This window comes from Collinsella sp. CLA-ER-H10 (genome assembly GCF_040092475.1).
In the GTDB taxonomy this organism is placed as follows: domain Bacteria; phylum Actinomycetota; class Coriobacteriia; order Coriobacteriales; family Coriobacteriaceae; genus Collinsella.
Map to the genome: position 1 here is coordinate 117,891 of NZ_JBBNLM010000002.1, position 21,695 is coordinate 139,585.

A 21,695-nucleotide genomic window follows, 5' to 3' on the forward strand; every position below is an offset into this window, starting at 1 on the left:
CTATCAAACGTATCTGCGCAATCTGTAATTGCACACGCTTATTGTACATATTGTAACGATTGTTCGAACATCTAAGCAAAAATACCGATAGTTTTGTAGCGAATTCTCAATTCTCTTGACATTTGCTCGGATTTACCTTCGTTTATTCGCTATTTAGTTTTTATTTCTGCTGTTAATTTAGTTGCCTATCATTTTTTAATAGCATTTTATTTATTTGCACAACATTTTGCTCAAGAGTAAACATCCTGTGAACGGTTGAAAATCGACCGTGAGCGGTAGGTCATCAACCGGGAGGAATAGACTACCAAATTGGTGGGAATATCTTTAACCCATCGGTAGTTAGAAGCGAGATGTTCATACAACCAAATTTGAATTTGCGCGCAGTTTTTAGGCATCAATTCGCCCAAATCGCCTGAGGCTACCGCAAAGGGGCCTGCTCCCTTTTGCGGTGGTTCTCCCCCAGCGCTACAGCAGATGCTCCTCGATAAAGATCGCGATGCCGTCTTTGTCGTTACTCGCGGTTACAAAGTCGGCGGCGGCCCGGGTGGCGTCGCTGCCGTTTGCCATGGCCACGCCCACGCCGGCGTCGGCCACCATGCAGGTGTCGTTGTCCGCATCGCCAAACACGCAGATGTCCTGGAGCTCCATGTCGTTGAGCTCCGCCACGCGTACAAGGCCGCGCGTCTTGGACACGCGCGGATCCATGAACTCGTAGAGCCGCTGCGTGGTCTGCAGGGCCGCTGCCTTAACGGTGCTATCGGCAAACGTCGACGCCCGCTCAATCACCCGCGGCATTACCTCGGGCGCCATGGTAAACATCACCTTGGGCTGCGGCTCGCGCAAAAACTCGGCAAAATCGACCACCTGGTAGGGAACGCCGTCGACGCGCGACAGGTGCTCGACGCACGCGTTGCTCTCGGGCACGTAGAACACGCCGTCTCGGGGGCAGACGGGCGTTGCCGGAAGGTCCGCCATGTGCTTGCAGATGCGCGCGATGGTCTCGCCCGGCAGCGGATAGCTCAGCTCGTTGATGTCGTGCGCGCGGTCGATGACCTCGGCGCCACCGCAGCCCACGAGCACGTCCACCAGGCCTTCGATGCCCCAGAGCTCGTACATGGCCTCGGTCGCATGGGCGTCGCGCCCGGTGCACAGGCCAAAGAGCACGCCGCGCTCGCGCAGGGCGCGGATCGCCGCCACGGTGCGCGGGGACACCGTGTGCTGGCTCGTGAGCAGCGTGCCGTCGATATCGCAGAACACGGCTTTGATGTGGCTGAAGGTGGTGTCCATGGGGGCCTTTCTGGGTTGTGCGGCGGTGTGGGGTGTATTCGTGAGCGGCGTACATGGTATACCAAGGCACGGGCCGTTGGGACCCAATCGCCACAAAGGTGCCTGCCCCCTTTGTGGCGGCCGAACCCGAAGGGTGGCCGGACCCGGGGCGCAAACCATCACAACATTCGACGTTATTCGGCAAAATCGCGATTTTCATCGAATGTTGTGATGGTTTTTACTGCTTTGCGGCACGGTCCAAGTGCCAGCGGCCAAACAGCAGCAACGCCGCAGGAACTGCCGTCACGACCATGCCCGCACCAACGAGCGTCTGCTGCACGCCAAATGTCGCCGCCAGCCATGGGGCAATTGCCAGCGGGGCCACGCCGGCGAACATGTTGCCAAAACCCATGACCGAGTTGACGCGACCGAGCTGCTCGAGCGGGGCCGTCGTTTGCACGATCGTGTTGTGGAGCGGGTTGACGATGCCCCAAGCTATGCCCAGTGCAATCTGGCCGACGAGGGCTACACCCACGTACGGTGTCCCCACATAGAGCAAACTTCCCAGGCCCACGGACATGAGCGCCACGAGCAGGGTTTTAAGGTTGACCAGGTGCGGCGGCAAGCGTAGCGCGACCACGGCGCCCAGCACCGCGCCCACGCCGCTGGCCGACGAGAACCAGCCCATCCACTCGACACCGACGCGCAGGACATCGCGGTAGAAGAACGACTCCAGCGGATCGAAGGCACCGTAGCCAAAGTTCGAGAGGAAGATGATGCAGAACAGTAGGGCGAGGACGCTGTTGGTGAAGACTGTCTTGATGCTGGCCGCGAAGGTAGCGCGGGTGGATGTGCCGGGGTCGGGGCTTTGGCCGGCCTTGTCCGATGTGATGTCACCGATCGCGGGTTTGCCTTCGTGCGTGGCGGCCTGACCCGCACTTGGCCTAAAGCCCCAACCGGCGACGAGCGCCAGTACGGTAAAGAGCATCATGAGCACGAACACCGCGCGCGACGACGCAGCCGCCGCGACAAAGCCGCCCAGTGTGGGGCCGACGATAATGCTCACGTTGGAGAACATGGTTATGGCGGAGTTGATGTCTTTGAGCTCGACGGGGTCGTCAGTGAGGTAGGCTGGATAGGATGTGGCGATGGGTTGGGCGAACCCCATCACAAAGCCCAGGAGCACCGCGCCGGCAAGGACTGTTCCGGTCGCGCTGCCAAAGGCAATGATCGCCGCGCCGGTTGCCAGCGTGCCCACGATGCTCAGCAAGAAATGACGGCGCGGGCCCCAGGCGTCGAGCGCAGCGCCACCCGCAAAGGATCCCAAGATCACGAATACGTTCATAAACAGGACGGCCAGCGATGTCGCCACAACCGAAGCGTCGTCTGCATAGGTGAGCGTTCCGATGACGCCGATAAAGTAGCTGGTCTGAAAACCGGTGTAGATGAGAAAGCGCATCGCCACCAGGCGCTTGGCCTGCACGGACAGCGATGATCGAGGCTTTGAGAAAAGAAAGGCGAGCATGGAGACTCCTTGTTTCATACGAATACGGGCGGCGGGCATTCGCCACCGTAAATGACGTTTGCCCAGATAAAACCTGCCAAATTAAACCTGTCCCTTTTTGGCAGGTTTTAGGCTAGATGATCTTGGATCAGATCGCAGATGGCTCGGGCGTCGTTGATGTTGATGGCTCGGGTCGCAAAGCCGGCGTCGAAGGCCTGACGCGCCAGGGCTTCGTTGCAGGCAAGGGCCAGCGTGTGACCGTCGACCAGGTCGAGCGAGCTCTTGCCGCGCAGACGGTCGACACCGGAGCGCGCGACGACGATGTTGTCGAAGCCCTCGGTCTTGTAGCCCTCGATGATCACCACGTCGACATCGTTGTAACGCGACAGCAGCTCGCGCGCGGGCATCTCGTCCTCCTCACGCGTGTCGGCGTACTCCGCCCAGCGCGTGGCGCAGATGAGGCCCACGTGCTTGGATCCGGCCTGGTGATGACGCCAGGTGTCCTTAGCGGGCACATCGATATCAAAGCCGTGGTGCCCGTGATGCTTGAGCGAACCCACGCGCAGGCCGCGGCGGGTGAGCTCGGCAATGACCTTCTCGACGAGCGTGGTCTTGCCCGAGTTTTGGTAGCCGATAAACGCGATCGCGGGGACAGCCGGAGTAGGAGCTACGGGCGCGACGGCGACGGGCGCGCTTGTGAGTGTGGCACCGTCAGCGGCCACGGCCTCAACAGCAGCGGCCTGACGCTCGGCACGATCCCACATGCCCGAGCGGCCGCCCTCCTTGTGCAGCAGGCGCACGTCGACGATCTCCATGCCGCGATCGACGGCCTTGCACATGTCGTAGATGGTCAGACACGCGGCACTCGCGCCGGTCAGGGCCTCCATCTCGATACCCGTCTTGCCCGTCACGCCGGCCGTAACCAGTACGTGAAAGCCAACCTGCCCGTCCGCGCGCGCCGGCGCCCAGCCCTCGGGCACGTCCTCGGCCGGCGTCCCCGCCGAAGCGATGGGCGCAATGTCGCACTTGCTCTTGGTAATGAGCAGCGGATGGCACATGGGGATGATGTCGCTCGTGCGTTTGATGGCCATGATGCCCGCCACGCGCGCGCAGGCAAGCACGTCGCCCTTTTTGGCGCGGTCCTGCAGCACCATGGCCTGCGTCTCGGGATGCATGAGGATGGTACCCTCGGCGATGGCAATGCGATGGGTCTCGGCCTTGTCGGACACGTCAACCATGCGTACCTCGCCCTTGGCGTCCACGTGCGTCAACTCGTCACGACGGGCGTCGCGGGCGGGCTCGGTGGCAGCGCTGGCAGACGGCTGCGCGGACGCGTCGGCGTTACCAGCATTCGCCGCAGCCGTGGCTTTGTGGGCAGACATCGCGGCCCTGCGAGCGGCCTTGGTGGCATCGGCGTACCTGCTCTTGGCCATATGATCATCCTCCGATTTGGGACATAAATCGTTGCGTGCCCTCAATTATCGCGTGTTCCTGCGGTTTGTGGGCCACGGCATCGCGCCAAATCGAAAGTACCTGCATATCATCACCACGGCGCAGCGCCTCACGCACCGAATACTCGGCATCGCTAAACAGGCACGGACGCACGTTGCCATCGGCCGTCAGGCGCAGACGGTTGCAATTCGCGCAAAAATGGTTGGACATGGCGCTGATGAAGCCAACCGTTCCCGCCGCACCCGGAAAGTGCCAATAGCGCGCAGGGCCCGCACCAGCAGGAGCGTCGTTGATGTCGAGCGGCTCGAGCTCGCCCAGTCCCGCCGCGGTGGCCCCGGCATTGATGCGCGCCCGCAGCTCGTCGCTCGGCACGGTATCGCTCACGTCCCACAGCTCGGGATTGAGCGCGGGCGCATGCGGGTCCACAGCGCAATGCGAGCTCGTGTGCTCGTCGCCGATGGGCATGTATTCGATAAAGCGCAGGTGGATGGGGCGGTCGACGGTCAGTCGTGCGAGGGCCGCCACATCCTGGTTGAGCCGGCGCACAACAACGCAGTTGACCTTAACGGGCTCAAAGCCCCAAGCCAGCGCCGCGTCGATGCCAGCCATGGTCTGCTCGAGCCGACCCAGGCGCGTGATCTTTCCAAAGAGCGTAGGATCGAGTGTGTCGAGCGAAATGTTGACGCGGTTAAGCCCGGCATCTTTAAGCTGCGACGCCAGCTTGGGCAGCAGGGCGCCGTTGGTGGTAAGCGAGATGTCCTCGATCTGCGGAATCGCGCGGATGTCGCGAATGAGTGGGATGATACGGCGGCTGACCAGCGGCTCGCCGCCCGTCAGGCGCACGCGGCGAATGCCCTCTCCCGCCACCAGGCGCACAAAGCGGGCGATTTCCTCGGCGCTGAGCAACTCGTCGTGCGCGCGGGGCGCCACGCCATCGGCCGGCATGCAGTAAATGCAGCGGAAATTGCACTTGTCGGTAACGGCAATGCGCAGGTAGTTGATATCGCGGCCAAAGCCGTCATGTTGCACGTGCCCGTCCACGCAGCCCTCCTCTCACGCGGCGTTTTATTCTTCGGAAAACATAATACCCCACGAGAGAATCATGCCGACACCCGTACGACAGGACAGGTCGCTTCGAGCAAAACGGACTTTCCAAGCCCATCCTCAACACAGACCATCACAACATTCGATGCTTTTCCCGTTTTTGGCAAAAAAACGTCGAATGTTGTGATGGTTTGCCTGCCGCAGCGCCCCGTAGAAGGACCAAAGCACCCCTAAAGGCCGCCGTCCCAGTGTCGAATCACGAACTCTCGCAGGTCGTTCTGACGTTTCTGGAATGTCTCGCTTCGGTCGCACTTAAGGCCCATAGCGAGCGCGATGGCGTTCATCGCCCGGTGCAATTGCAGCTGGTGGGCAAACTGAGTCCCGGTGAGGACGATCATCCTAAAGCCCAGCGCGCTCAGCACGGTCATGCGCTCCGCATCCGACGCACTGCGCTGTTTATCAAGATGGTCCGAGCCGTTGTATTCAATCCCCGTACCGCTCGCAGGCGCATATACGTCGATCTCGAAATACCCGGCCTTTGCGAGATACTTGAACTCGCTGGGAACATCGACCCGATGGTTGAGCTCAATCTTGGCGTATCCCAGCCCTCCCTGGGAACGTTTTGCTACGACCATGATTGCGGTGGCCGTCTCCATGGGCGAACGCGCGCCATCGTGCACGCGCTTGAGCACGGCGGCCGCGCGTATAGCCCCCTGACGAGATCGGTTCTCATTGCAATAAGCAATCAAATCGGCAACGGTATACCTCTGCCCCATCTCAATATAATCGCCTGTCGACAGATGATTCAAATGGTATCGGGCACAGATTTCGTAGCCATATTCCAGCTGCTCGGGCTCGCTCATCCACGAACCCGCTTGGACAAAACACATGACCTCATCAACCACCAGAAGGCCCTCTGCCACCTCGATAAGATGGCCTGGAGGTATCGGCGCCCCAAATACGTGACACCTAAATCCAGCCGGCGTCGAACGCTCAAAATCGAAGTTGACGAGCGTGTCGATATGATCGAGCTCTTCTCGTGGAATACCGAGCGAAACCAGATAGTCGGTAACGATCCCAACTGCCGTTGAAGCCCTCAGCCCCTTGGCATCGAGTCCCAGTTTGGGCAGGCTCGCGGTCGGCTCCGCCTCGTTAGCAAGCGAGTCCTCATCGTATAGGCTGCTTGCTCGCGAGAGCGGCTCGGACGGGCGCGCCACGTTGTGGTACAGCCAGGCAGTCTTATGGGACAGGACGATCGGCAGGTCCATGAGCCCTCCAATGGAGTCGGATAACCAACCTTATTCCCCTGCTCACGGGTTCGCACACCTTCGCGCGCAAGAAAGCGATTCCACCCGGTCGAGTGGCAGAAAAACCATCACAACATTCGATGCTTTTCCCGTTTTTGGCAAAAAACATCGAATGTTGTGATGGTTTGAGGCGAGGTGAGGGGCGCGGAGGGGTCAAAGCATCGTGCTTGGAGCGTGACTATTTTCGCCCCACTGCCAACACAAACCTTGACTCTACAATCGTTGTAGGGTTTTCACTACACTGGTACGTAAACGAACCCAGCCAGAAAGCCCCGCCCATGGAACACGACCTCACACGCGGCAATGTCCTTAAGACCATCGCGGTCTTTGCCCTGCCTTATATGCTCTCGTACTTTTTGCAGATGCTCTACGGCATGGCCGACCTGTACATGATGGGGCAGTTTAGCGGCGCCGCCGGCATCACCGCCGTGGGCAATGGTGCGCAGACGCTCTATATCATTACCGTGACGCTCGTGGGTCTAGCCATGGGAACGACGGTCATCGTCGGCCACGCCGTGGGTTCGCGCCGCTTCGACCGCGCCGAGACCGCCATCGGCAACACCATTACGCTCTTTATGGGCGTCTCGGTGGTGCTGGCCGCTGTCCTGCTCGCACTGTGCCCGCAAATCGTGGCGCTCATTGGCACGCCGGCCGAGGCGGTCGAAGGAACCGCCGCCTACCTGCGTATCTGCTTTATGGGCATTCCGTTTATCGCCGCGTACAACATTCTTTCGGCCATCTTTCGCGGGCTGGGCGATTCGCGCTCGCCTATGTACGTGATCGGCGTGGCATGCATCATCAACATCGCGCTCGATTTTCTGTTTATCGGCCACATGGGGCTCGGCCCCGTGGGCGCGGCGCTCGGCACGGTGACCGCGCAGACGGCCAGCGTTGCCCTCGCGCTCGTGTGGCTTAAGAGCCATCGCACGAACATCCACGTTAAGCGTAGCGACCTGCGCCCCCAGCCCGAGGTGCTCGGCAGCATTCTTAAGATCGGCGTGCCTGTGGCCGTGCAGGACGGCTGCATCCAGGTGGCGTTTATGTTTATCACCGTCATCGCCAACCACCGAGGGCTCGTCGACGCCGCCGCCGTGGGCCTGGTCGAGAAGATGATCAGCTTCTTGTTCATTGTGCCGAGCTCCATGGGCGCCACCGTCAGCGCGCTCACGGCGCAAAACGCCGGCGCGGGCAAGGGCGATCGCGCGCGTCAGGTGCTCAAGGACGCAATGACCATCTCGGTAGTGTACGGCTGCCTGATCACAGTGCTGATGTGGCTGGTGGCACCGGCGTTTATCGGCTTTTTTGCCAAGGACGCTGCAGTAGTCGCCGCCGGTACCGGTTATATGCGCAGCTACATTTTCGACGCGATTTTTGCCGGCATCCACATTTGCTTTAGTGGCTTTTTCGCTGCATACGGCAAGAGCTACATCGGCTTTGCGCACAACGTACTGGCCGTGGCGCTCATTCGCGTGCCGGGCGCGTGGCTGCTGTCGAACGCCTATTCCGATACGTTGTTTCCTATGGGCATCGCTTCGCCGTGCGGATCGATTTTGTCGGCAGTCATCTGTATTGTCGCGTTTACCGTGCTCAACCGACGCGGAGCTTTTGACAAGTTGGCAGCGTAGCGGGACAACGCGAGTCTGGCGCCCCTCCCCGACCCTATTGAAAGGAGCGGTCCTGTGACCGACACGCCAAGTGAACATACTGAGGGCCTGCTCCGCATTGGCGAGGTGGCGCGCCTGTTTAACCTGAGCGTTGGGACGCTACGTCATTACGAGCAGATGGGCTTGCTGGACCCGGCGTACATCGATCCGGCAAGCGGGTACCGCTACTACGGATCGCGGCAGCTCTCCACCCTCAACACCATCAGCCACCTGCGTGTTCTCGACTTGCCGCTCGCGCAAATCCGTGAGTTTGTGACCACGCGCGATGTGAACCTTATGCAGCGGCAGCTAGCTCAGCAGCAGGAGCTCATCGAGCGCAAGCGCCGCGAGCTCGAGCGCGTGTCGCGCAAAATCGATAACCGGCTTGCCCTACTTCACGATGCTTTGAACACCGAGCTCGATAGCATTTGCACAATCGATGCGCCCGAGCTTCGCTGCGCCGTGTTGCGCGAACGCGTCAACCCTACCGACGCCTATGCGCTGGAGTGGCAAATTCGTCAACTGCAGAAGGGTCAGCACGAGACCTTTGTCTTCCTGGGCAACTTAGGCGTTGGGATTAGCGCCGAGCGCCTGACCGCCGGCGACTTTGACGGCTACGACGAAGTCTTTCTGCTGCTCGATGACACCGATGAGTACTTGGGCGACGTCGAGACGCGGCCCGCCGCGCGGTGCCTGACCATAAGCTTCCGCGGCACGCACGGGCAAGCAGCCCCGCGCTATGAGCAGTTGCTCGGCTATATGCGCGAGCACAACCTGGCGCCTGCCGGGACTTCGCGCGAGATCGCCCTGATCGACGACATCATCAGCGACGACCCCGCGACCTATGTGACGCAGATCACGGTGCCCGTTGCCCCGTCCAAATAAGATCCGCCCGGAAGGCAGTTCAATCATGCTTTCCGGGCGGATCTTCAATTTGGTTATCGATGTCCTAAGCCTGGGGTACCTCACCAGTCGCCAGGATCTGCTCGAGCGCATCCTCGTCCAGCACTGGCACACCCAGCTGCTCGGCCTTGGTGAGCTTGGAGCCCGCTTTGGGGCCGGCGACCAGATAGCTCGTCTTCTTCGACACGCTGCCCGAAACCTTGGCGCCAAGCACCTTGAGCGCCGTGCCCGCCTCGTCGCGCGTGCGGTTGACAAGCGTGCCGGTGAGCACGAAGGTCAGGCCTGCGAGTGGTTGTGCGTCGGCGAGCTCGCCCGCCACGCCAGCGTCGGCTGCGGCTTGCGCGTGCGCGACGCCCAGGTCGACCTCGAGCGACAGGCCCGCCTGACGCAGGCGCTCCAGCACGGCAAGGTTCTCGGGCACGGCCAGGAACTGCTTGACGCTTGCCGCAATCTTGGGACCGATGCCCTCGCACTCGGCGATGTCCTCTTCGCTCGCCAAGATAAGCTTGTCAATCGACAGGAATCGCTCGGCGATAACCTCGCCCACGCTCTTGCCCACGTGGCGGATACCCAGGGCAAACAGCACGCGACCGAGCGGCTGGCTCTTGGACTTGTTGAGCTCGGCGATGATTTTCTCGGCCGTCTTGAGACCCACCGGAATGGGGTCGCCCTTCTTGACGCCCTTTTTGCTGTTGGAGCTGGCATAGGTGCGCCCCGTGTCCAGGCCTGCGATGTCATCGACCGTGAGCTGGTAGAAGTCTGCGACGTCGTGAATCAGCCCGGCGGCGATCATCTTGTCGACAATCTCGTCGCCTAGGCCGTCGACGTCCATGCAGCCGCGGCTCACCCAGTGGAGCAGGCGCTCCTTGAGCTGCGCGGGACAGTCGATGGAGACGCAGCGGTAAGCCACCTCGCCGTCCTCGTGGACCACGGGACTTCCGCACACGGGACAGACCTCGGGCATGTACCAGTCGACCGAATCGGCCGGGCGTTTATCGAGCACCGGGCCCACGACCTCGGGGATCACGTCGCCCGCCTTGTGCACGATGATAGTGTCGCCCTCGCGCACGTTTTTGCGACGGATCTCGTCAATGTTGTGCAGCGTGGCGCGCGCGATGGTGGAGCCGGCGACCGTCACCGGGTCGAACTCGGCGACCGGCGTGAGCACACCGGTGCGGCCCACCTGGATGCGGATTTCGCGCAGGATGGTCTGCTTTTCCTCGGGCGGAAACTTAAAGGCAATGGCCCAGCGCGGCGCGCGGGCAGTAAAGCCCAGGTCGAGCTGCTGCTGGAAGCTGTCGACCTTTACGACCACGCCGTCGATGTCGTAGTCCAGGTCACCGCGGTGCTCAAGCGCCTGGGCACAGAACTCGTGGACCTCGGCGGGCGTGGCGCAGCGTGCCACGTTGGGGTTGACGCTAAAGCCGGCGCTACGCAGCCAGTCGAGGAACTCGCGCTGGCTGTGGACGTGCAGCGGATCGGTATCGGCGATGGCATAGATAAAGGTGGCCAGGTCGCGGCGCGCCGTGACCTTGGGATCCTTTTGGCGCAGGCTGCCGGCGGCGGCGTTGCGCGGGTTGGCGAAGGGGTCGCGGCCCTCGGCATCGGCCTCTTCATTCAGACGAACAAAGCTGCCCTTGGGCATGTAGACCTCGCCGCGTACCTCAATGGTGCGCTCGCGGTCGGCGCCCATGTGGGCGAGCGCCGGCTCGGACAGGTGCATGGGCACATCCTTGATGGTGCGCACGTTGAGCGACACGTCCTCGCCCGTGGTGCCATCGCCACGTGTGGCCGCACGTACGAAGGTGCCGTTTTGGTAGGTAAGGGCCACGCCCAGGCCGTCGATCTTGAGCTCGCAGGTATAGGTGACGCTACCGGCGCCGAGCGCATCCTCGGTGCGTTGGAGCCACGCGTCGAGCTCGTCCAGGTCCATGGCATCGTCCATGGAATACATGCGTGCCATGTGCGTGACCGGCGTAAACTGCTCGCTCACGTAGCCACCTACGCGCTGGGTATAGCTGTCGGGCGTCACCAGGTCGGGGTAGGTCGCCTCGATTTCCCGCAGCTCAACGAGCATTTTATCGAAGGCAGCGTCCGTGATCTCGGGCGCATCGAGCATGTAGTAGCGGTACGCGTGGTAGTCGAGCTCGTGGCGCAGCTCAGCCGCGCGCGCTGCCGCCTGGGCGCGGGCGTCGGTCGGTGCGGCGGCATCTGCGCTCGCAGGCGTTTCGGTATCGATGTCCACACCGTCACCAAACAGGCTCGATTGCTCCATAGCGGCACTCCTTCGCTCGATTTCAAACGGATACAAGAGTACCACCGGTCGCGATGGAGCCAAATCGCCCTTTCCAACCGCACCGAATCGGCAGCCGCCAGACCGGGTGGACAGTTAGTTCAGATACGTATAAATCCTAGAGCTAAATCAGGCACGAACACCCCTGTTTCGACGAATTCGGGCTCCTCGAGACCATGTAAACGTCCCACTCTCCCTTCCAAACACCCATTCGAGCCCCATCCCAATCAAAAATTGCTCAAAACGCATTCCAAGCTGTCCCAGATTTATACGTATCTGAACTAACTGTCCAGACCATTACGAACCAGGCCTCTTGTCAGCCCCAAGTGATCCGTTTTCCTCCGTCCCCAACGGATCAATAAGAAAAGAGGGGCTGTCCCGCGTTGGTGGGACAGCCCCTCTGGTATCGGTATGAGCGAAACGGCTCGCTAGTAGCCCTGGCCGTAGCCCTGACCCTGGCCCTGCTGGCCCAGCAGCTCCTCCAGGTACTGGCGCAGCTGCTCGTCGGTAATACCGCCGTTGCCGGTGTCGGTCGAACTGTCGTCCTGCTGCTGGTTCTGCAGCTCCTCATCGGAGCCCAGCTCGACGGTGACCTTCTTCTCTTCCTTGCCGCGCATGAGCGTGATCTCGACCTTCTCGCCCACCTCGTGGCTGCGCAGCGCGATGATCAGGCCATCGGCGCTCGTGATCTCCTCGTCGCCCAACTTGGTGATGACGTCGCCCTCCTGAATGCCGGCCTTGGCGGCAGGACCGTCCTCAACGACGCTCGCCACATACGCGCCGCTATCGGTGCTCAGCTTGTTGGTGCGGGCGTTGAGCGCATTGACGCTCGAAAGCGTAGCGCCCATGTACGGATGCACCGGCGTCTTGCCGTCGATAATCTGGTCGGCAATGTTCTTGGCGTAGTTAACCGGAATGGCGAAGCCCACGCCCGAGCTGGAGCCCGAGTAGCTCTCGATGAGCGAGTTGATACCCACGAGCTCGCCATTGTCGTTGACGAGCGCGCCACCGGAATTGCCCGGGTTGATGGCGGCATCGGTCTGGATCATGTTGGCATAGATGGTGTTACCGCTGGTAGAGCTCATGGCCGTGGAGCGATACAGCGCCGACACAATGCCCGTAGAGACAGACTGTTCGTTACCGAACGGCGAACCGATCGCCATGACCCACTCGCCCACGTTGAGCTTGGAGGAGTCACCGATCTCAATCGGTGTGAGCTTGGAGGCGTCGGCGTCCTTGAGTTTGATGACGGCTAGGTCGCTCGAGGCATCGTTGCCCACGAACTCGGCCTCATAGGTGGTGCCGTCGTCCATGGTCACCACGTACTGGTCATAGCCGTCGACCACGTGGTTGTTGGTGAGGATGTGGCCCTCGGTATCGAGCACGACGCCCGAACCGACACTGCCCGAGCTATCCGACTCGTCGGCAGACTGCGAAAGCGAGCCATTCTGGCTGCCGCTCGAAGTGGCGGTAATGGAAACCACGGAGGGCAATGCCTTGGCAGAAACGGCCTCGGCCAGCGTGGTGTCCTCGGAGTCGATGGTGATCTTTTGCGTCGACGAACCCGAAGCACCCGCCGTCACGGCATTCTTTCCGCCGCCAATGTTGAGCGTGCCACTCATAATGAGCGCGATGACCAACAGGGCGCCGCATGCGCAGCCGGCGAGTGCTGTAATAAAGATCGGCAGCTTTTTGGTCTTGGTCTTGACCACCGTGTGCTTGTTTACAACCTGTTGGCCGCCCAGCGGCTTGCCGGTCTGTGTGTCGTAAGCCTGCACGTAGGGAATGTTGCTACCGGCAGGCGTCGACTCCACCTGCACGCGCGGCTGCTGCTGGGTCTCGCCGGCGTTGCCCGCATCCTGGGGACGCTGGGAATCGTACTCGCTCATAGCTGCGATCCTTTCGTCAAATAACCAAAGGCCCGCCAAACATGTGGCGGGCCATCATTGTTCACGTTGAGTTGTACCCCAATATGCGGGTGCACGTGTATGAGAACGCAATCTTTTAGGAAGGCTTAAGTTCTGTTGCAGATTCGAGAGGAACCCGCACCTGCGTCAAAACCACCACAAAGGCGCCTGTCCCCTTTGTGGTGGAAATCTAGTCCTTAAACAGATAGCCCACGCCGCGGACGGTGGTGATGTGCGCCGCGATCTGCGGGCCCACCTTGGAGCGGATGCGTCGAATGTGCACGTCGACGGTGCGCGTGCCGCCGCAGTACTCAAAGCCCCATACGCGGTGCAGCAGCACCTCGCGGCTGTAGGCACGGTTGGGATGCGTCGCCAAAAAGCTCAGCAGCGAGTACTCCATCAGCGTCAGGTCGATAGGCTCGTTATCGAGCGTCACCTGGTAGGTAGCCAGGTTAATCTCGAGGTTGTCGATGTTGAGCACATCGTCGGCGGCGACGGTCTCCTCCTCGCCCATCAGGCGCTGCGCGCGAGCCTTGAGTTCGTTGGGTGTCGCCGTGGGGCATACAAAGTCGGCATGCGCGTGATTGGGCAGACGCAGGGTGCTAAGCGCCTCGTCGTCAACGATCACCAGCATGGGGACGCCGCCGCGATCGTCAAGCCACTTGGCAATCTGATCGATGCGGTCGCTGCGGATGCCGTCGGAGTCGAGGATCAGCAGGTCAAAGTCGTGCGCCGCAGTCGGCGAATCGGGGGTGGCCAGGCTCACCTCGACACCCAGGGTGGTCGTCAAGCTGCGGGCAAACTCGTGGAAGCGCGTCGTGCGCGCCATGAACAGGGCACTCTTTTCGGACATATCGGCCTCCAAAGAAATGAGCTCAATCGTACTGGAACAAGCCAGCGCGATTAGGAGTTCGCCAGGTAGTGCTTGATCTCCCACTCGGTGATCGTAGACTCAAACTTATGCCACTCGTCGCGCTTCTTTTTGAGGAAGAAGCTGTGGATGTGCTCGCCGAGGGCATCCTTCATAAACTGCGAGTCCTCAAACACGTCGAGCGCCTCTTTGAGCGAGCGCGGCAGCGGCGTGTAGCCGGCCTCGACCATCTGACGGTCGGTGAGTTTGAGCGTCTCGGCCGTTGCCTCGGGCGGGAGCTCCAGCTTGCGCTCGATGCCGTCCAGACCAGCCGCCAGCGTGACGGCGTTGACCAGGTACGGATTGGCCATGGGGTCGGGGCTGCGAAGCTCGATGCGCGTGGACAGCTGCTTGCCGGGCTTGTAGACCGGGATGCGGACCATGCTCGCACGGTTGCGCAGGCCCCACGTGGCGTACTGCGGCACGGAGTCGCCACCCGTGGTGATGCGCTTGTACGAATTGACCGTGGGGTTGGTGATGGCGCTGATCTCGCGCGCGTGTGCCAGAATGCCGGCCATGTAGTGCTTGGCAATATCGGAGAGGTGGTACTTCTCGTCATCCTCGCCCCAAAAGACGTTGTTGCCGTCGTGGTCGAACAGCGACTGATGCAAAAACATGGCGCTGCCGTCCTCGCCCGCCAACGGCTTGGGCATAAAAGAGGCATGGCAGCCGCTCTCGTAGGCCTGCTGCTTAATGATGAGCTTGGCCGTGGTGATGGCGTCGGACATGCTCAGGGCCTCGGCGTGGCGCAGGCTCATGCCGTGCTGTGAGCGGCCGGCGGCGTGGAAGGTGTACTCCACGGGCACGGACATCTTCTCGAGCGTGAGGACCGTGTTGCGGCGCAGGTCGCGGGCGGCATCGCTCACCGAAAGATCGAAGTAGCCCACGTTGTCGAGCGGCTCGGGGGTGTGCTCGTCGGGGAAGTAGTAATACTCCAGCTCGGCGCCCACGTTGAGCAGATAGCCGGCCTTCTCGGCCTTGCGGAACATGCGGCGCAGGGCATCGCGCGGGTCGCCGGCAAAGGGCTTGCAATCGGGAGTGCACACGTCGCAGAACACGCGGGCGACGCCGTTGTGGCTCGGGCGCCACGGCAGGATCTGGAAGGTCGAAGCATCGGGAAACGCCAGCATATCGGCTTCCTCGGGCGTGGCAAAGCCCTCGATGGCAGAGCCGTCAAAGCCAATACCCTCCTCAAAAGCGACCTCGAGGTCCTCGGGGCTAATGGCAAAGTTCTTGAGGCGGCCGAGAATGTCGACAAACCACAGACGCACAAAGCGGATGTCACGCTGCTCTACGGAGCGGAGTACGTAATCGATGTTCTGCTGGTTCATGTCGCTCCCCTTTCTTTCGGGCGGGTTTCGACTGGTCTATATCGCAGATACTATCGCAGAAAAATGTTTCCGCAGGGTTAAAGCGTATCAAGCGCCCAAAAAACGTGCGCGAACAGGCCGTTGCGAACGAGCGGTTAGCGCGAGGTCGAAGCGCGGTGTTCGATGTGGCCGGGGATCTCGATGCGTTTGGGCGCCAGCTTTGCGGCCTCGCCCACGGTGGTGGTAACGACGTCGATGCGCTCGGAAAGGCGCTCGACTACGCGCTCGGCAATGGTGAGGGTGTCCTGCGCGGCCGTGGTGACGCCGCCAAAGAGCACATGGTTCCAGGGGTAGTCGTCAAACGTCGCGATCTTGAGCCCCGCCGGCAGCGAGGGACCAAGCTGCGCCAGCGCCTCGGTCAGACGCAGGAAAACCAGGCCGTTGACGGCGATAAGGCCGAGCCTTTTGCCCGCGTAGTCGCGGATGGTCTTGTCCAAACGGCCAACGCCCGTGGCGCCACCGTCGGCCAGGGTGACGACCTCGCCCGCAAGGCCGCGGCGCGAAAGCTCGTCGGCAAAGGCCTCGGCGCGCTCTCGACGCACGGGGCTATCGTCGCTTGCCTCGGTGAGCAGGCACAGACGCTCGCTGCCCGCAGCTGCCAAGGCGTCTACCAAGCCGGCGACCAGCTCACGGTTGTTAGATGTCACCAGGTCAACACCGCCGTCGGCAACGTCGCGGTCGAGCAGCACGACGGGCAGACGTCCCGCTGCCGCGGCGATCGCCTCGTCATTGCCTCCGCAGGTGTTGACGACCAGGCCGTCCACGCCGGCATCGATAAGTCTGGTGAGCGACTCCGCTTCCTTAGCGGGGTCGTTGCCGCTAATGGCCGTCATGAGCGAGCAGCCGCGCGCCGCGGCGCTGGCGGAAAGGCCCTCGAGCATGGCGCTCGAGAACGGGTTGGCGATGTCAGCCAGAATCACACCGATGAGGTTCGTACGCGAGCTGCGCAGATTGCGCGCGGCGGCACGTGGGCGATAGCCGGTGCGCTCGATAACTGCCGCGATGCGAGCACGGGTCTCCTCGGTCATTTGCCCGGGGCGGTTGTTGAGATAGCGCGAGACCGTGGCCGGGCTCACGCCCGCCTCGGCGGCAATGTCCTTGATTCTCATCTGCGCCATAGCGCACCCCGTTTCCCAATGTCGGCAGTCTGAGCCATTTTAGGCATTTTTTAAAAATCTCGGTTGCAAAACGCTGTAGGTGAGTATACTACAACTCGAAACGAAACCGATTTCGTAAACCGATTTCGGCGAGCGTTGGCACGCAGGTGCAAAGACGCACCCTACCGTCTTGGCACCTGCGTGCCAACGCCATATCAAAGGTGTACGCACGAGTAAAAGGAGCTGCGCGACCATGGGTAAAACGGTTCTTACCTTCGGCGAGATCATGATGAGACTCTCACCCAAAGACCACCTGCGTATTGAGCAGGCAACCGAGTTTGACGTCCGCTACGGCGGCGCCGAGGCCAACACTGCGCTTTCCCTGGCCTACCAGGGCGACAAGGCCGCTTACGTCTCCGTTGTCCCGGCCAACCGTCTGGGCGAGTGCGCCCTGCGTTCGCTGAAGGCCTACGGCGTCGACACCACGCGCGTCGTGCGCCAGGGCGACCGTCTTGGCTCCTATGTGTTTGAGGTCGGCGCCTCGCAGCGCGGTAACGGTTGCGTCTACGACCGCAAGTACTCTGCCATCAACATGGCCAAGCGCGACGTCTTTAACTGGGACGAGATCCTCAAGGGCATCGATGTCTTCTATTTCTCCGGCGTGACCCCCGCCGTCTCCGATGAGATGGCTGCCGCCTGCAAGGATGCCCTCACCGCCTGCCGCGCCAAGGGCATCACGACCATGTGCGACGTGAACTATCGCGGCAAGATGTGGTCGCCCGAGAAGTCGCAGGCCACCATGAAGGAGCTCCTGCCGCTCGTCGACATCTGCATCGCCAACGACGAGGACGCACCCGCCGGCCTCGGCATGACCTGCGTCTCCGGCTCCCTTGCCCACGGCATCGAGGAGCGCGACACCTACGTCGAGATGGCCCGTCAGATTTGCGCCGAGTACGGCTGCAAGAAGGTCGCTTCGGTCGTCCGCAACATCTCCTGCGTCGAGCGCTCCATCTGGATGGGCATGCTCTATGACGCCGAGAGCGGCGAGCACTGGTTCTCCCCTGCTCACGATGTGCACGTGCTTGAGGGTGTTGCCGCCGGCGACGCTTTCAACGCCGGCCTGGTCCACGCCCTCATCAACGACTTCGATCCGCAGGCTGCCGTCAACTACGCGATTGCGGCTTCGATCCTCAAGCTCACCATCAAGGGCGACTCCAACTTGGTGACCGCAGACGAGATCGCAGCCGTAGCATCAGCCGCCGACGGTGGCACCCGCGTCGCGCGCTAGTCCGTCTCCATTCCGCGGGCCGCAGCTTTCCAATCCCATACCCCTGCGGCCCGCTCCCCGATTCCTCCGGCCGGGCAAAACCACCAGTCCCATTCCGGTTTTGCCTGGCATTCCCTACATGGCTGGTCGAGCAGCCGGTTTTGGAATTGCTTGAACCCCAAGCGGTGCCTCCGATAACCAATCCAAAATCGGCTCCTGACCAGCACATTTGGTAATCACGCGCCCATGCGCGCCACACATCGAAAGGAACATCATGTTCGATCAGTTCTACACCACGCTTGAGTCCCTGGGCATCGTGCCGGTCGTTGTGCTCGACAAGGTCGAGGACGCCGCCCCGCTCGCCCACGCTCTTATGGCAGCTGGCATGAAGTCCGCCGAGGTCACCTTCCGCACCGCCTGCGCCGCCGAGTGCATCGCCGCTATGGCCGAGGCCGAGCCCGAGATGTGCGTTGGCGCCGGCACTGTCCTGACCGTCGAGCAGGTTGAGCAGGCCCGCGCCGCCGGTGCCAAGTTCATCGTCTCCCCGGGTTACAACGAGGACGTCGTGAAGCATTGCATCGACATCGAGCTGCCCGTCCTTCCCGGCACCGTGACCCCCTCCGAGGTCACCGCAGCCGAGAACCTGGGCCTCAAGGTCACCAAGTTCTTCCCCGCGTCCCAGTATGGCGGCCTGAACACCATCAAGGCCCTCGCCGCTCCGTTTGTCGGTCACCGCTTTATGCCTACCGGCGGCGTGAGCACCGCCAACGTCGAGGAGTACCTGAGCTCCTCCGCCATCATCGCCTGCGGTGGCACCTGGATGGTCAAGCCGGCCCTGTTTGCCGACGGCGACTTCTCCAAGGTCGAGCAGATCGCCCGCGAGGCCATGGACGTCGTCAAGAAGGTCCGCGGCTAGGTTTAGCTCTCTATCGTGAAAGGGGGCGTGCCCTAGACCTCGCCCCCTTTCTTTTAAAGCGGCTCGGAAGCGCGCCGTTTCCGTCACGAACAAGAACCAAAACCGTCTTGTATGCTGATAGAACGTGACGGAAGCGACACGCCCCCGAGCCGCTTTGTATAATCGGCTGGCAGTCGCGCTCAACTGAGCCACTTCGGTAAAAGCCGAGCCATCAAAACAGCTGCGGCGCCGTCTGGAGGAATGGACCTTTGCTTCCGGTCTTTCCCTCCAAGCGGCACCGCATCTTTGTGCCCCGGTCACACCCCAACGCAGTTGCGGTGAAATAGGGACTGTTTGCGCCACCTAGGCCGCAAAACAGTCCCTATTTCACCGCAACTTATATGGGGATTGATTAGATGAACGAGTCTTTGGACAGCTCAAAATAGTCGGGATGCAAGGCGATAACCGGGCCCTGCTCCTCGGGCATCAGGTGCAAGTGCGTCTCTGCCAGATAGCTCGCCGTGTCGGTATCGCCCCTCTTAATGGCCTCGAGAATCCGGCGATGCTGCCGACGAATCGGCTCCCAATCCAGGTCCTGCGACACCATACGCAACCAGTTGTATCGCTCAAAATGTGTGTTGATGCTCTTCATCCAATCCCACAACATGTGACGACCGGCAATCTCAAAACACGTCTCATGGAACAGGTTGTCCAGGTCAAAGAAACGACGCGTCTCGCTATGGTCGAGCGACTCGGACTCGGCAAGAATCTGCTCGAGCCGACACTTCTGCTCGGGTGTGGCGGCAGAGCAGCATTTAATGAGCACGCTTCTCTCGAGTTTTTCGCGCAAGAAACAGGCGTTCTCGGCGCGCTCCATGCTGATTTTTGAGACATAGGTGCCGCTTTTGGGACGCGTTTCCACCAGCTCCTGCTCACGCAGGCGCACAAAGGACTCGCGAATGGGCGTGCGCCCGATTCCCGTCTCCTTTTCCAGACCAATCGCCGAAAGACGCGTGCCGGGCCTGAGCTCGGCATAGATGATCTTGGAGCGCAATGCGGTGTATGCCTGATCTTGCAGGCTCTGATTATGCTGGTGTTGTTCCATAAAGCCCTCGGATGAAGCCTCGGTTAATCGAATACCACCATGCAATACTATCGCATCCCCCGCCCCCCTCATAAGTTGCGGTGGAATAGTTCCTGCTCAAAGCCTTCAGCAGCAAAAACAGGAACTATTCCACCGCAACTTCCAACAGTCTTTTTGGGACGTGGCTTTTTTGGCTACCCTGAGCCGCAGGTCGGCCCCTTGCCACAAAAGGGGCCCATCTACTACGTTAACGCGGAGAGCCCAGACCATGCTGAAAAGTGCAAAAACAAAACCGCAGGTAGACAGCTTGTCGATTTTCGAAAAAGCCGACTATGGTTGACCCCTGCGGCTTAAACGTAGTAGATAGGCCCTTTTCGTGGCGCAGCACTACTGCACCCCAAATTGGCACCCCGAGCCCTCGTGAGTTGCCAACAAGCTGTTCGCCCAGCGCTTTATCCGCGCGGCATTCGGAAAATAGCACCACCGTAAGAACCCGAGAACAGCGCTATACGTTGCTATATCTCACTATACTTTGCTATATCTCACTATACTTTGCAATATCTTGCTATACTTTGCTATATCTTGCTATATCTTGAGCAAAGGTGGCTCACATGCAAACAAACCCTTTTAAGCCCACAGCAGGTAAAACACCTCCCACGATTATCGGCCGCGAAGATGTACTTGAAGAATTCAGTGAAGGCCTCACCAACGGGCCTGGTGCCCCTGGGCGCCTAATGCGCATAGCCGGCGTCCGTGGAACGGGCAAGACGGTCCTCCTTGACGAGTGCTCACGTTTGGCGCAAAGCCGTGGCTGGACGGTCATAAAAGAGGTCGCAACCGAGGGACTTTGCCAGCGCATTCTCGAACAGCTGCAGCCCAAATTCCAGGCCAAACACGCCAGATTTGAGCCCACCGTAGCTGGCATATCCATCGGCAGCATAGATATTGAGCGAATCGGCCCATCGCTACGCGACGCCATGAGACAGACAATATCCAAGAATGGAAATGGCCTGCTCATCACTCTCGACGAGGTTCAAGACGCAGAGCTCGATGAGGTCCGAACGCTCTCCATTGCGATTCAGCAGGTTATCGGCGAAGACCTTGATATCGCCTTTGTTTTTGCTGGGCTGCCTTCGATGATTGAAAGCATCATCAACGGAAAGACACTTGCGTTTTTGCGCCGCGCCCTCCCCTTTGATCTGAAGGCTGTGGCAGTAACCGAAGTGTCGTACTCCCTCGAGGAAACCATTGAAGCGTCTGGCATGGAGTTGCAGCCAGGTATTGCCGGCCAACTTGCCGAGGCAACGCAGGGCTATCCTTTCATGATCCAACTCGTTGGATACTACGCATGGCAGTTGGCAAGACGCGCACATACAACGATTATTGGAGAAGAAGAAGCCGAGCGTGGCATTGCAACGGCACGCGAACGCTTCTGCGCCATGGTGATTGAGCCCGCGCTGCGGCGCATTCCGCCCACGTGCATCGTTTATCTGCTGAGCATGGCATCTTTGGGGCAGACGAGCTCGACCAGCATGGTTGCCGATGCCCTAAACAAAACGCCTCAACAGGTGAGTTCCGTCCGCAGCCGCCTGTTAAGAGAATCGATTATCGAGGCTCCCTCGTACGGCAAGGTCTCATTTGCCATCCCCTACATGCGCGACTACCTCTACGAGCACAAAGCCGAACTGGAAGTTGAACTGTAGAAACGGCAACTGCCCTGCAAGACGAAAACCGTTTTCGTACGGATTTAAAG

16 protein-coding genes are annotated in these 21,695 nt (G+C 60.7%); 5 read left to right on the forward strand and 11 right to left on the reverse strand.

Annotation, left to right across the window (positions count from 1 at the left end; genetic code table 11):
- Nucleotides 1-465: 465 nt before the first annotated feature.
- From AAAX36_RS01995 to AAAX36_RS02015, 5 genes are all read right to left on the reverse strand, one after another.
- The gene (locus AAAX36_RS01995) at nucleotides 466-1,287 is read right to left on the reverse strand and encodes an HAD family hydrolase (protein ID WP_195568414.1); all 822 of its coding nucleotides are present in this window, start codon (nucleotides 1,285-1,287) and stop codon (nucleotides 466-468) included.
- A gap of 217 nt (nucleotides 1,288-1,504) precedes the next feature.
- Nucleotides 1,505-2,791: an MFS transporter gene (locus AAAX36_RS02000; RefSeq protein ID WP_349073818.1), complete on the reverse strand. Its 1,287-nt coding sequence runs from the start codon at nucleotides 2,789-2,791 to the stop codon at nucleotides 1,505-1,507.
- A 107-nt stretch (nucleotides 2,792-2,898) separates the two neighbouring features.
- The gene (gene mobB, locus AAAX36_RS02005; RefSeq protein ID WP_349073819.1) at nucleotides 2,899-4,203 is read right to left on the reverse strand and encodes a molybdopterin-guanine dinucleotide biosynthesis protein B; all 1,305 of its coding nucleotides are present in this window, start codon (nucleotides 4,201-4,203) and stop codon (nucleotides 2,899-2,901) included.
- A gap of 4 nt (nucleotides 4,204-4,207) precedes the next feature.
- Nucleotides 4,208-5,263 carry a GTP 3',8-cyclase MoaA gene (gene moaA / locus AAAX36_RS02010; protein WP_349073820.1) on the reverse strand — a complete coding sequence of 352 codons (1,056 nt, stop codon included), beginning with the start codon at nucleotides 5,261-5,263 and terminating at the stop codon, nucleotides 4,208-4,210.
- Between the two features lie 233 nt (nucleotides 5,264-5,496).
- On the reverse strand, nucleotides 5,497-6,534 hold the full coding sequence (locus AAAX36_RS02015) for a hypothetical protein (protein WP_349073821.1): 1,038 nt from the start codon (nucleotides 6,532-6,534) through the stop codon (nucleotides 5,497-5,499).
- A gap of 317 nt (nucleotides 6,535-6,851) precedes the next feature.
- Between AAAX36_RS02015 and AAAX36_RS02020 the strand changes: the two genes are divergently transcribed.
- On the forward strand, nucleotides 6,852-8,198 hold the full coding sequence (locus AAAX36_RS02020) for an MATE family efflux transporter (protein ID WP_349073822.1): 1,347 nt from the start codon (nucleotides 6,852-6,854) through the stop codon (nucleotides 8,196-8,198).
- 54 nt (nucleotides 8,199-8,252) lie between these two features.
- Entirely contained in the window at nucleotides 8,253-9,101 is an 849-nt protein-coding gene (locus tag AAAX36_RS02025; RefSeq protein ID WP_216596227.1) for a MerR family transcriptional regulator, read from the forward strand.
- A gap of 64 nt (nucleotides 9,102-9,165) precedes the next feature.
- On the opposite strand, the gene ligA is transcribed toward AAAX36_RS02025, so the two are convergent.
- From ligA to AAAX36_RS02050, 5 genes are all read right to left on the reverse strand, one after another.
- Nucleotides 9,166-11,394, reverse strand: coding sequence for an NAD-dependent DNA ligase LigA (ligA, locus tag AAAX36_RS02030; protein WP_349073823.1), 2,229 nt, complete (start codon nucleotides 11,392-11,394; stop codon nucleotides 9,166-9,168).
- A 446-nt stretch (nucleotides 11,395-11,840) separates the two neighbouring features.
- Nucleotides 11,841-13,301, reverse strand: coding sequence for a trypsin-like peptidase domain-containing protein (locus AAAX36_RS02035; RefSeq protein ID WP_349073824.1), 1,461 nt, complete (start codon nucleotides 13,299-13,301; stop codon nucleotides 11,841-11,843).
- A 208-nt stretch (nucleotides 13,302-13,509) separates the two neighbouring features.
- Nucleotides 13,510-14,172 carry a response regulator transcription factor gene (locus tag AAAX36_RS02040; protein ID WP_055286016.1) on the reverse strand — a complete coding sequence of 221 codons (663 nt, stop codon included), beginning with the start codon at nucleotides 14,170-14,172 and terminating at the stop codon, nucleotides 13,510-13,512.
- A 50-nt stretch (nucleotides 14,173-14,222) separates the two neighbouring features.
- Nucleotides 14,223-15,560, reverse strand: a complete 1,338-nt coding sequence (locus AAAX36_RS02045) for a glutamine synthetase family protein (protein ID WP_349070202.1) — start codon at nucleotides 15,558-15,560, stop codon at nucleotides 14,223-14,225.
- 134 nt (nucleotides 15,561-15,694) lie between these two features.
- Nucleotides 15,695-16,717, reverse strand: coding sequence for a LacI family DNA-binding transcriptional regulator (locus tag AAAX36_RS02050; protein ID WP_349073825.1), 1,023 nt, complete (start codon nucleotides 16,715-16,717; stop codon nucleotides 15,695-15,697).
- Nucleotides 16,718-16,949: 232 nt separating this feature from the next.
- Between AAAX36_RS02050 and AAAX36_RS02055 the strand changes: the two genes are divergently transcribed.
- Together AAAX36_RS02055 and eda are read left to right on the forward strand one after the other, a co-directional pair.
- Complete coding sequence (locus AAAX36_RS02055) at nucleotides 16,950-17,984, forward strand: sugar kinase (protein ID WP_349073826.1); 1,035 nt, start codon at nucleotides 16,950-16,952, stop codon at nucleotides 17,982-17,984.
- Nucleotides 17,985-18,237: 253 nt separating this feature from the next.
- Nucleotides 18,238-18,879 (forward strand): bifunctional 4-hydroxy-2-oxoglutarate aldolase/2-dehydro-3-deoxy-phosphogluconate aldolase, encoded by a 642-nt coding sequence (eda, locus tag AAAX36_RS02060; protein WP_006234738.1) that lies wholly within the window; start codon nucleotides 18,238-18,240, stop codon nucleotides 18,877-18,879.
- Nucleotides 18,880-19,270: 391 nt separating this feature from the next.
- On the opposite strand, the gene AAAX36_RS02065 is transcribed toward eda, so the two are convergent.
- Entirely contained in the window at nucleotides 19,271-19,963 is a 693-nt protein-coding gene (locus AAAX36_RS02065; protein ID WP_349073827.1) for a GntR family transcriptional regulator, read from the reverse strand.
- Nucleotides 19,964-20,553: 590 nt separating this feature from the next.
- Here AAAX36_RS02065 and AAAX36_RS02070 point away from each other — a divergent pair.
- Nucleotides 20,554-21,645, forward strand: a complete 1,092-nt coding sequence (locus tag AAAX36_RS02070) for an ATP-binding protein (RefSeq protein ID WP_349073828.1) — start codon at nucleotides 20,554-20,556, stop codon at nucleotides 21,643-21,645.
- Nucleotides 21,646-21,695 lie beyond the last annotated feature (50 nt).

Excerpts from the sequence above, each read along its gene's own strand:
- mobB (WP_349073819.1), bottom strand. The coding sequence starts at position 4,203 with ATGGCCAAGAGCAGGTACGCCGATGCCACCAAGGCCGCTCGCAGGGCC.
- eda (WP_006234738.1), top strand. The coding sequence starts at position 18,238 with ATGTTCGATCAGTTCTACACCACGCTTGAGTCCCTGGGCATCGTGCCG.
- AAAX36_RS02055 (WP_349073826.1), top strand. The coding sequence starts at position 16,950 with ATGGGTAAAACGGTTCTTACCTTCGGCGAGATCATGATGAGACTCTCA.
- AAAX36_RS02000 (WP_349073818.1), bottom strand. The coding sequence starts at position 2,791 with ATGCTCGCCTTTCTTTTCTCAAAGCCTCGATCATCGCTGTCCGTGCAG.
- AAAX36_RS02050 (WP_349073825.1), bottom strand. The coding sequence starts at position 16,717 with ATGGCGCAGATGAGAATCAAGGACATTGCCGCCGAGGCGGGCGTGAGC.
- AAAX36_RS01995 (WP_195568414.1), bottom strand. The coding sequence starts at position 1,287 with ATGGACACCACCTTCAGCCACATCAAAGCCGTGTTCTGCGATATCGAC.
- AAAX36_RS02035 (WP_349073824.1), bottom strand. The coding sequence starts at position 13,301 with ATGAGCGAGTACGATTCCCAGCGTCCCCAGGATGCGGGCAACGCCGGC.
- AAAX36_RS02015 (WP_349073821.1), bottom strand. The coding sequence starts at position 6,534 with ATGGACCTGCCGATCGTCCTGTCCCATAAGACTGCCTGGCTGTACCAC.
- AAAX36_RS02040 (WP_055286016.1), bottom strand. The coding sequence starts at position 14,172 with ATGTCCGAAAAGAGTGCCCTGTTCATGGCGCGCACGACGCGCTTCCAC.
- AAAX36_RS02045 (WP_349070202.1), bottom strand. The coding sequence starts at position 15,560 with ATGAACCAGCAGAACATCGATTACGTACTCCGCTCCGTAGAGCAGCGT.
- ligA (WP_349073823.1), bottom strand. The coding sequence starts at position 11,394 with ATGGAGCAATCGAGCCTGTTTGGTGACGGTGTGGACATCGATACCGAA.
- AAAX36_RS02070 (WP_349073828.1), top strand. The coding sequence starts at position 20,554 with ATGCAAACAAACCCTTTTAAGCCCACAGCAGGTAAAACACCTCCCACG.
- AAAX36_RS02065 (WP_349073827.1), bottom strand. The coding sequence starts at position 19,963 with ATGGAACAACACCAGCATAATCAGAGCCTGCAAGATCAGGCATACACC.
- AAAX36_RS02020 (WP_349073822.1), top strand. The coding sequence starts at position 6,852 with ATGGAACACGACCTCACACGCGGCAATGTCCTTAAGACCATCGCGGTC.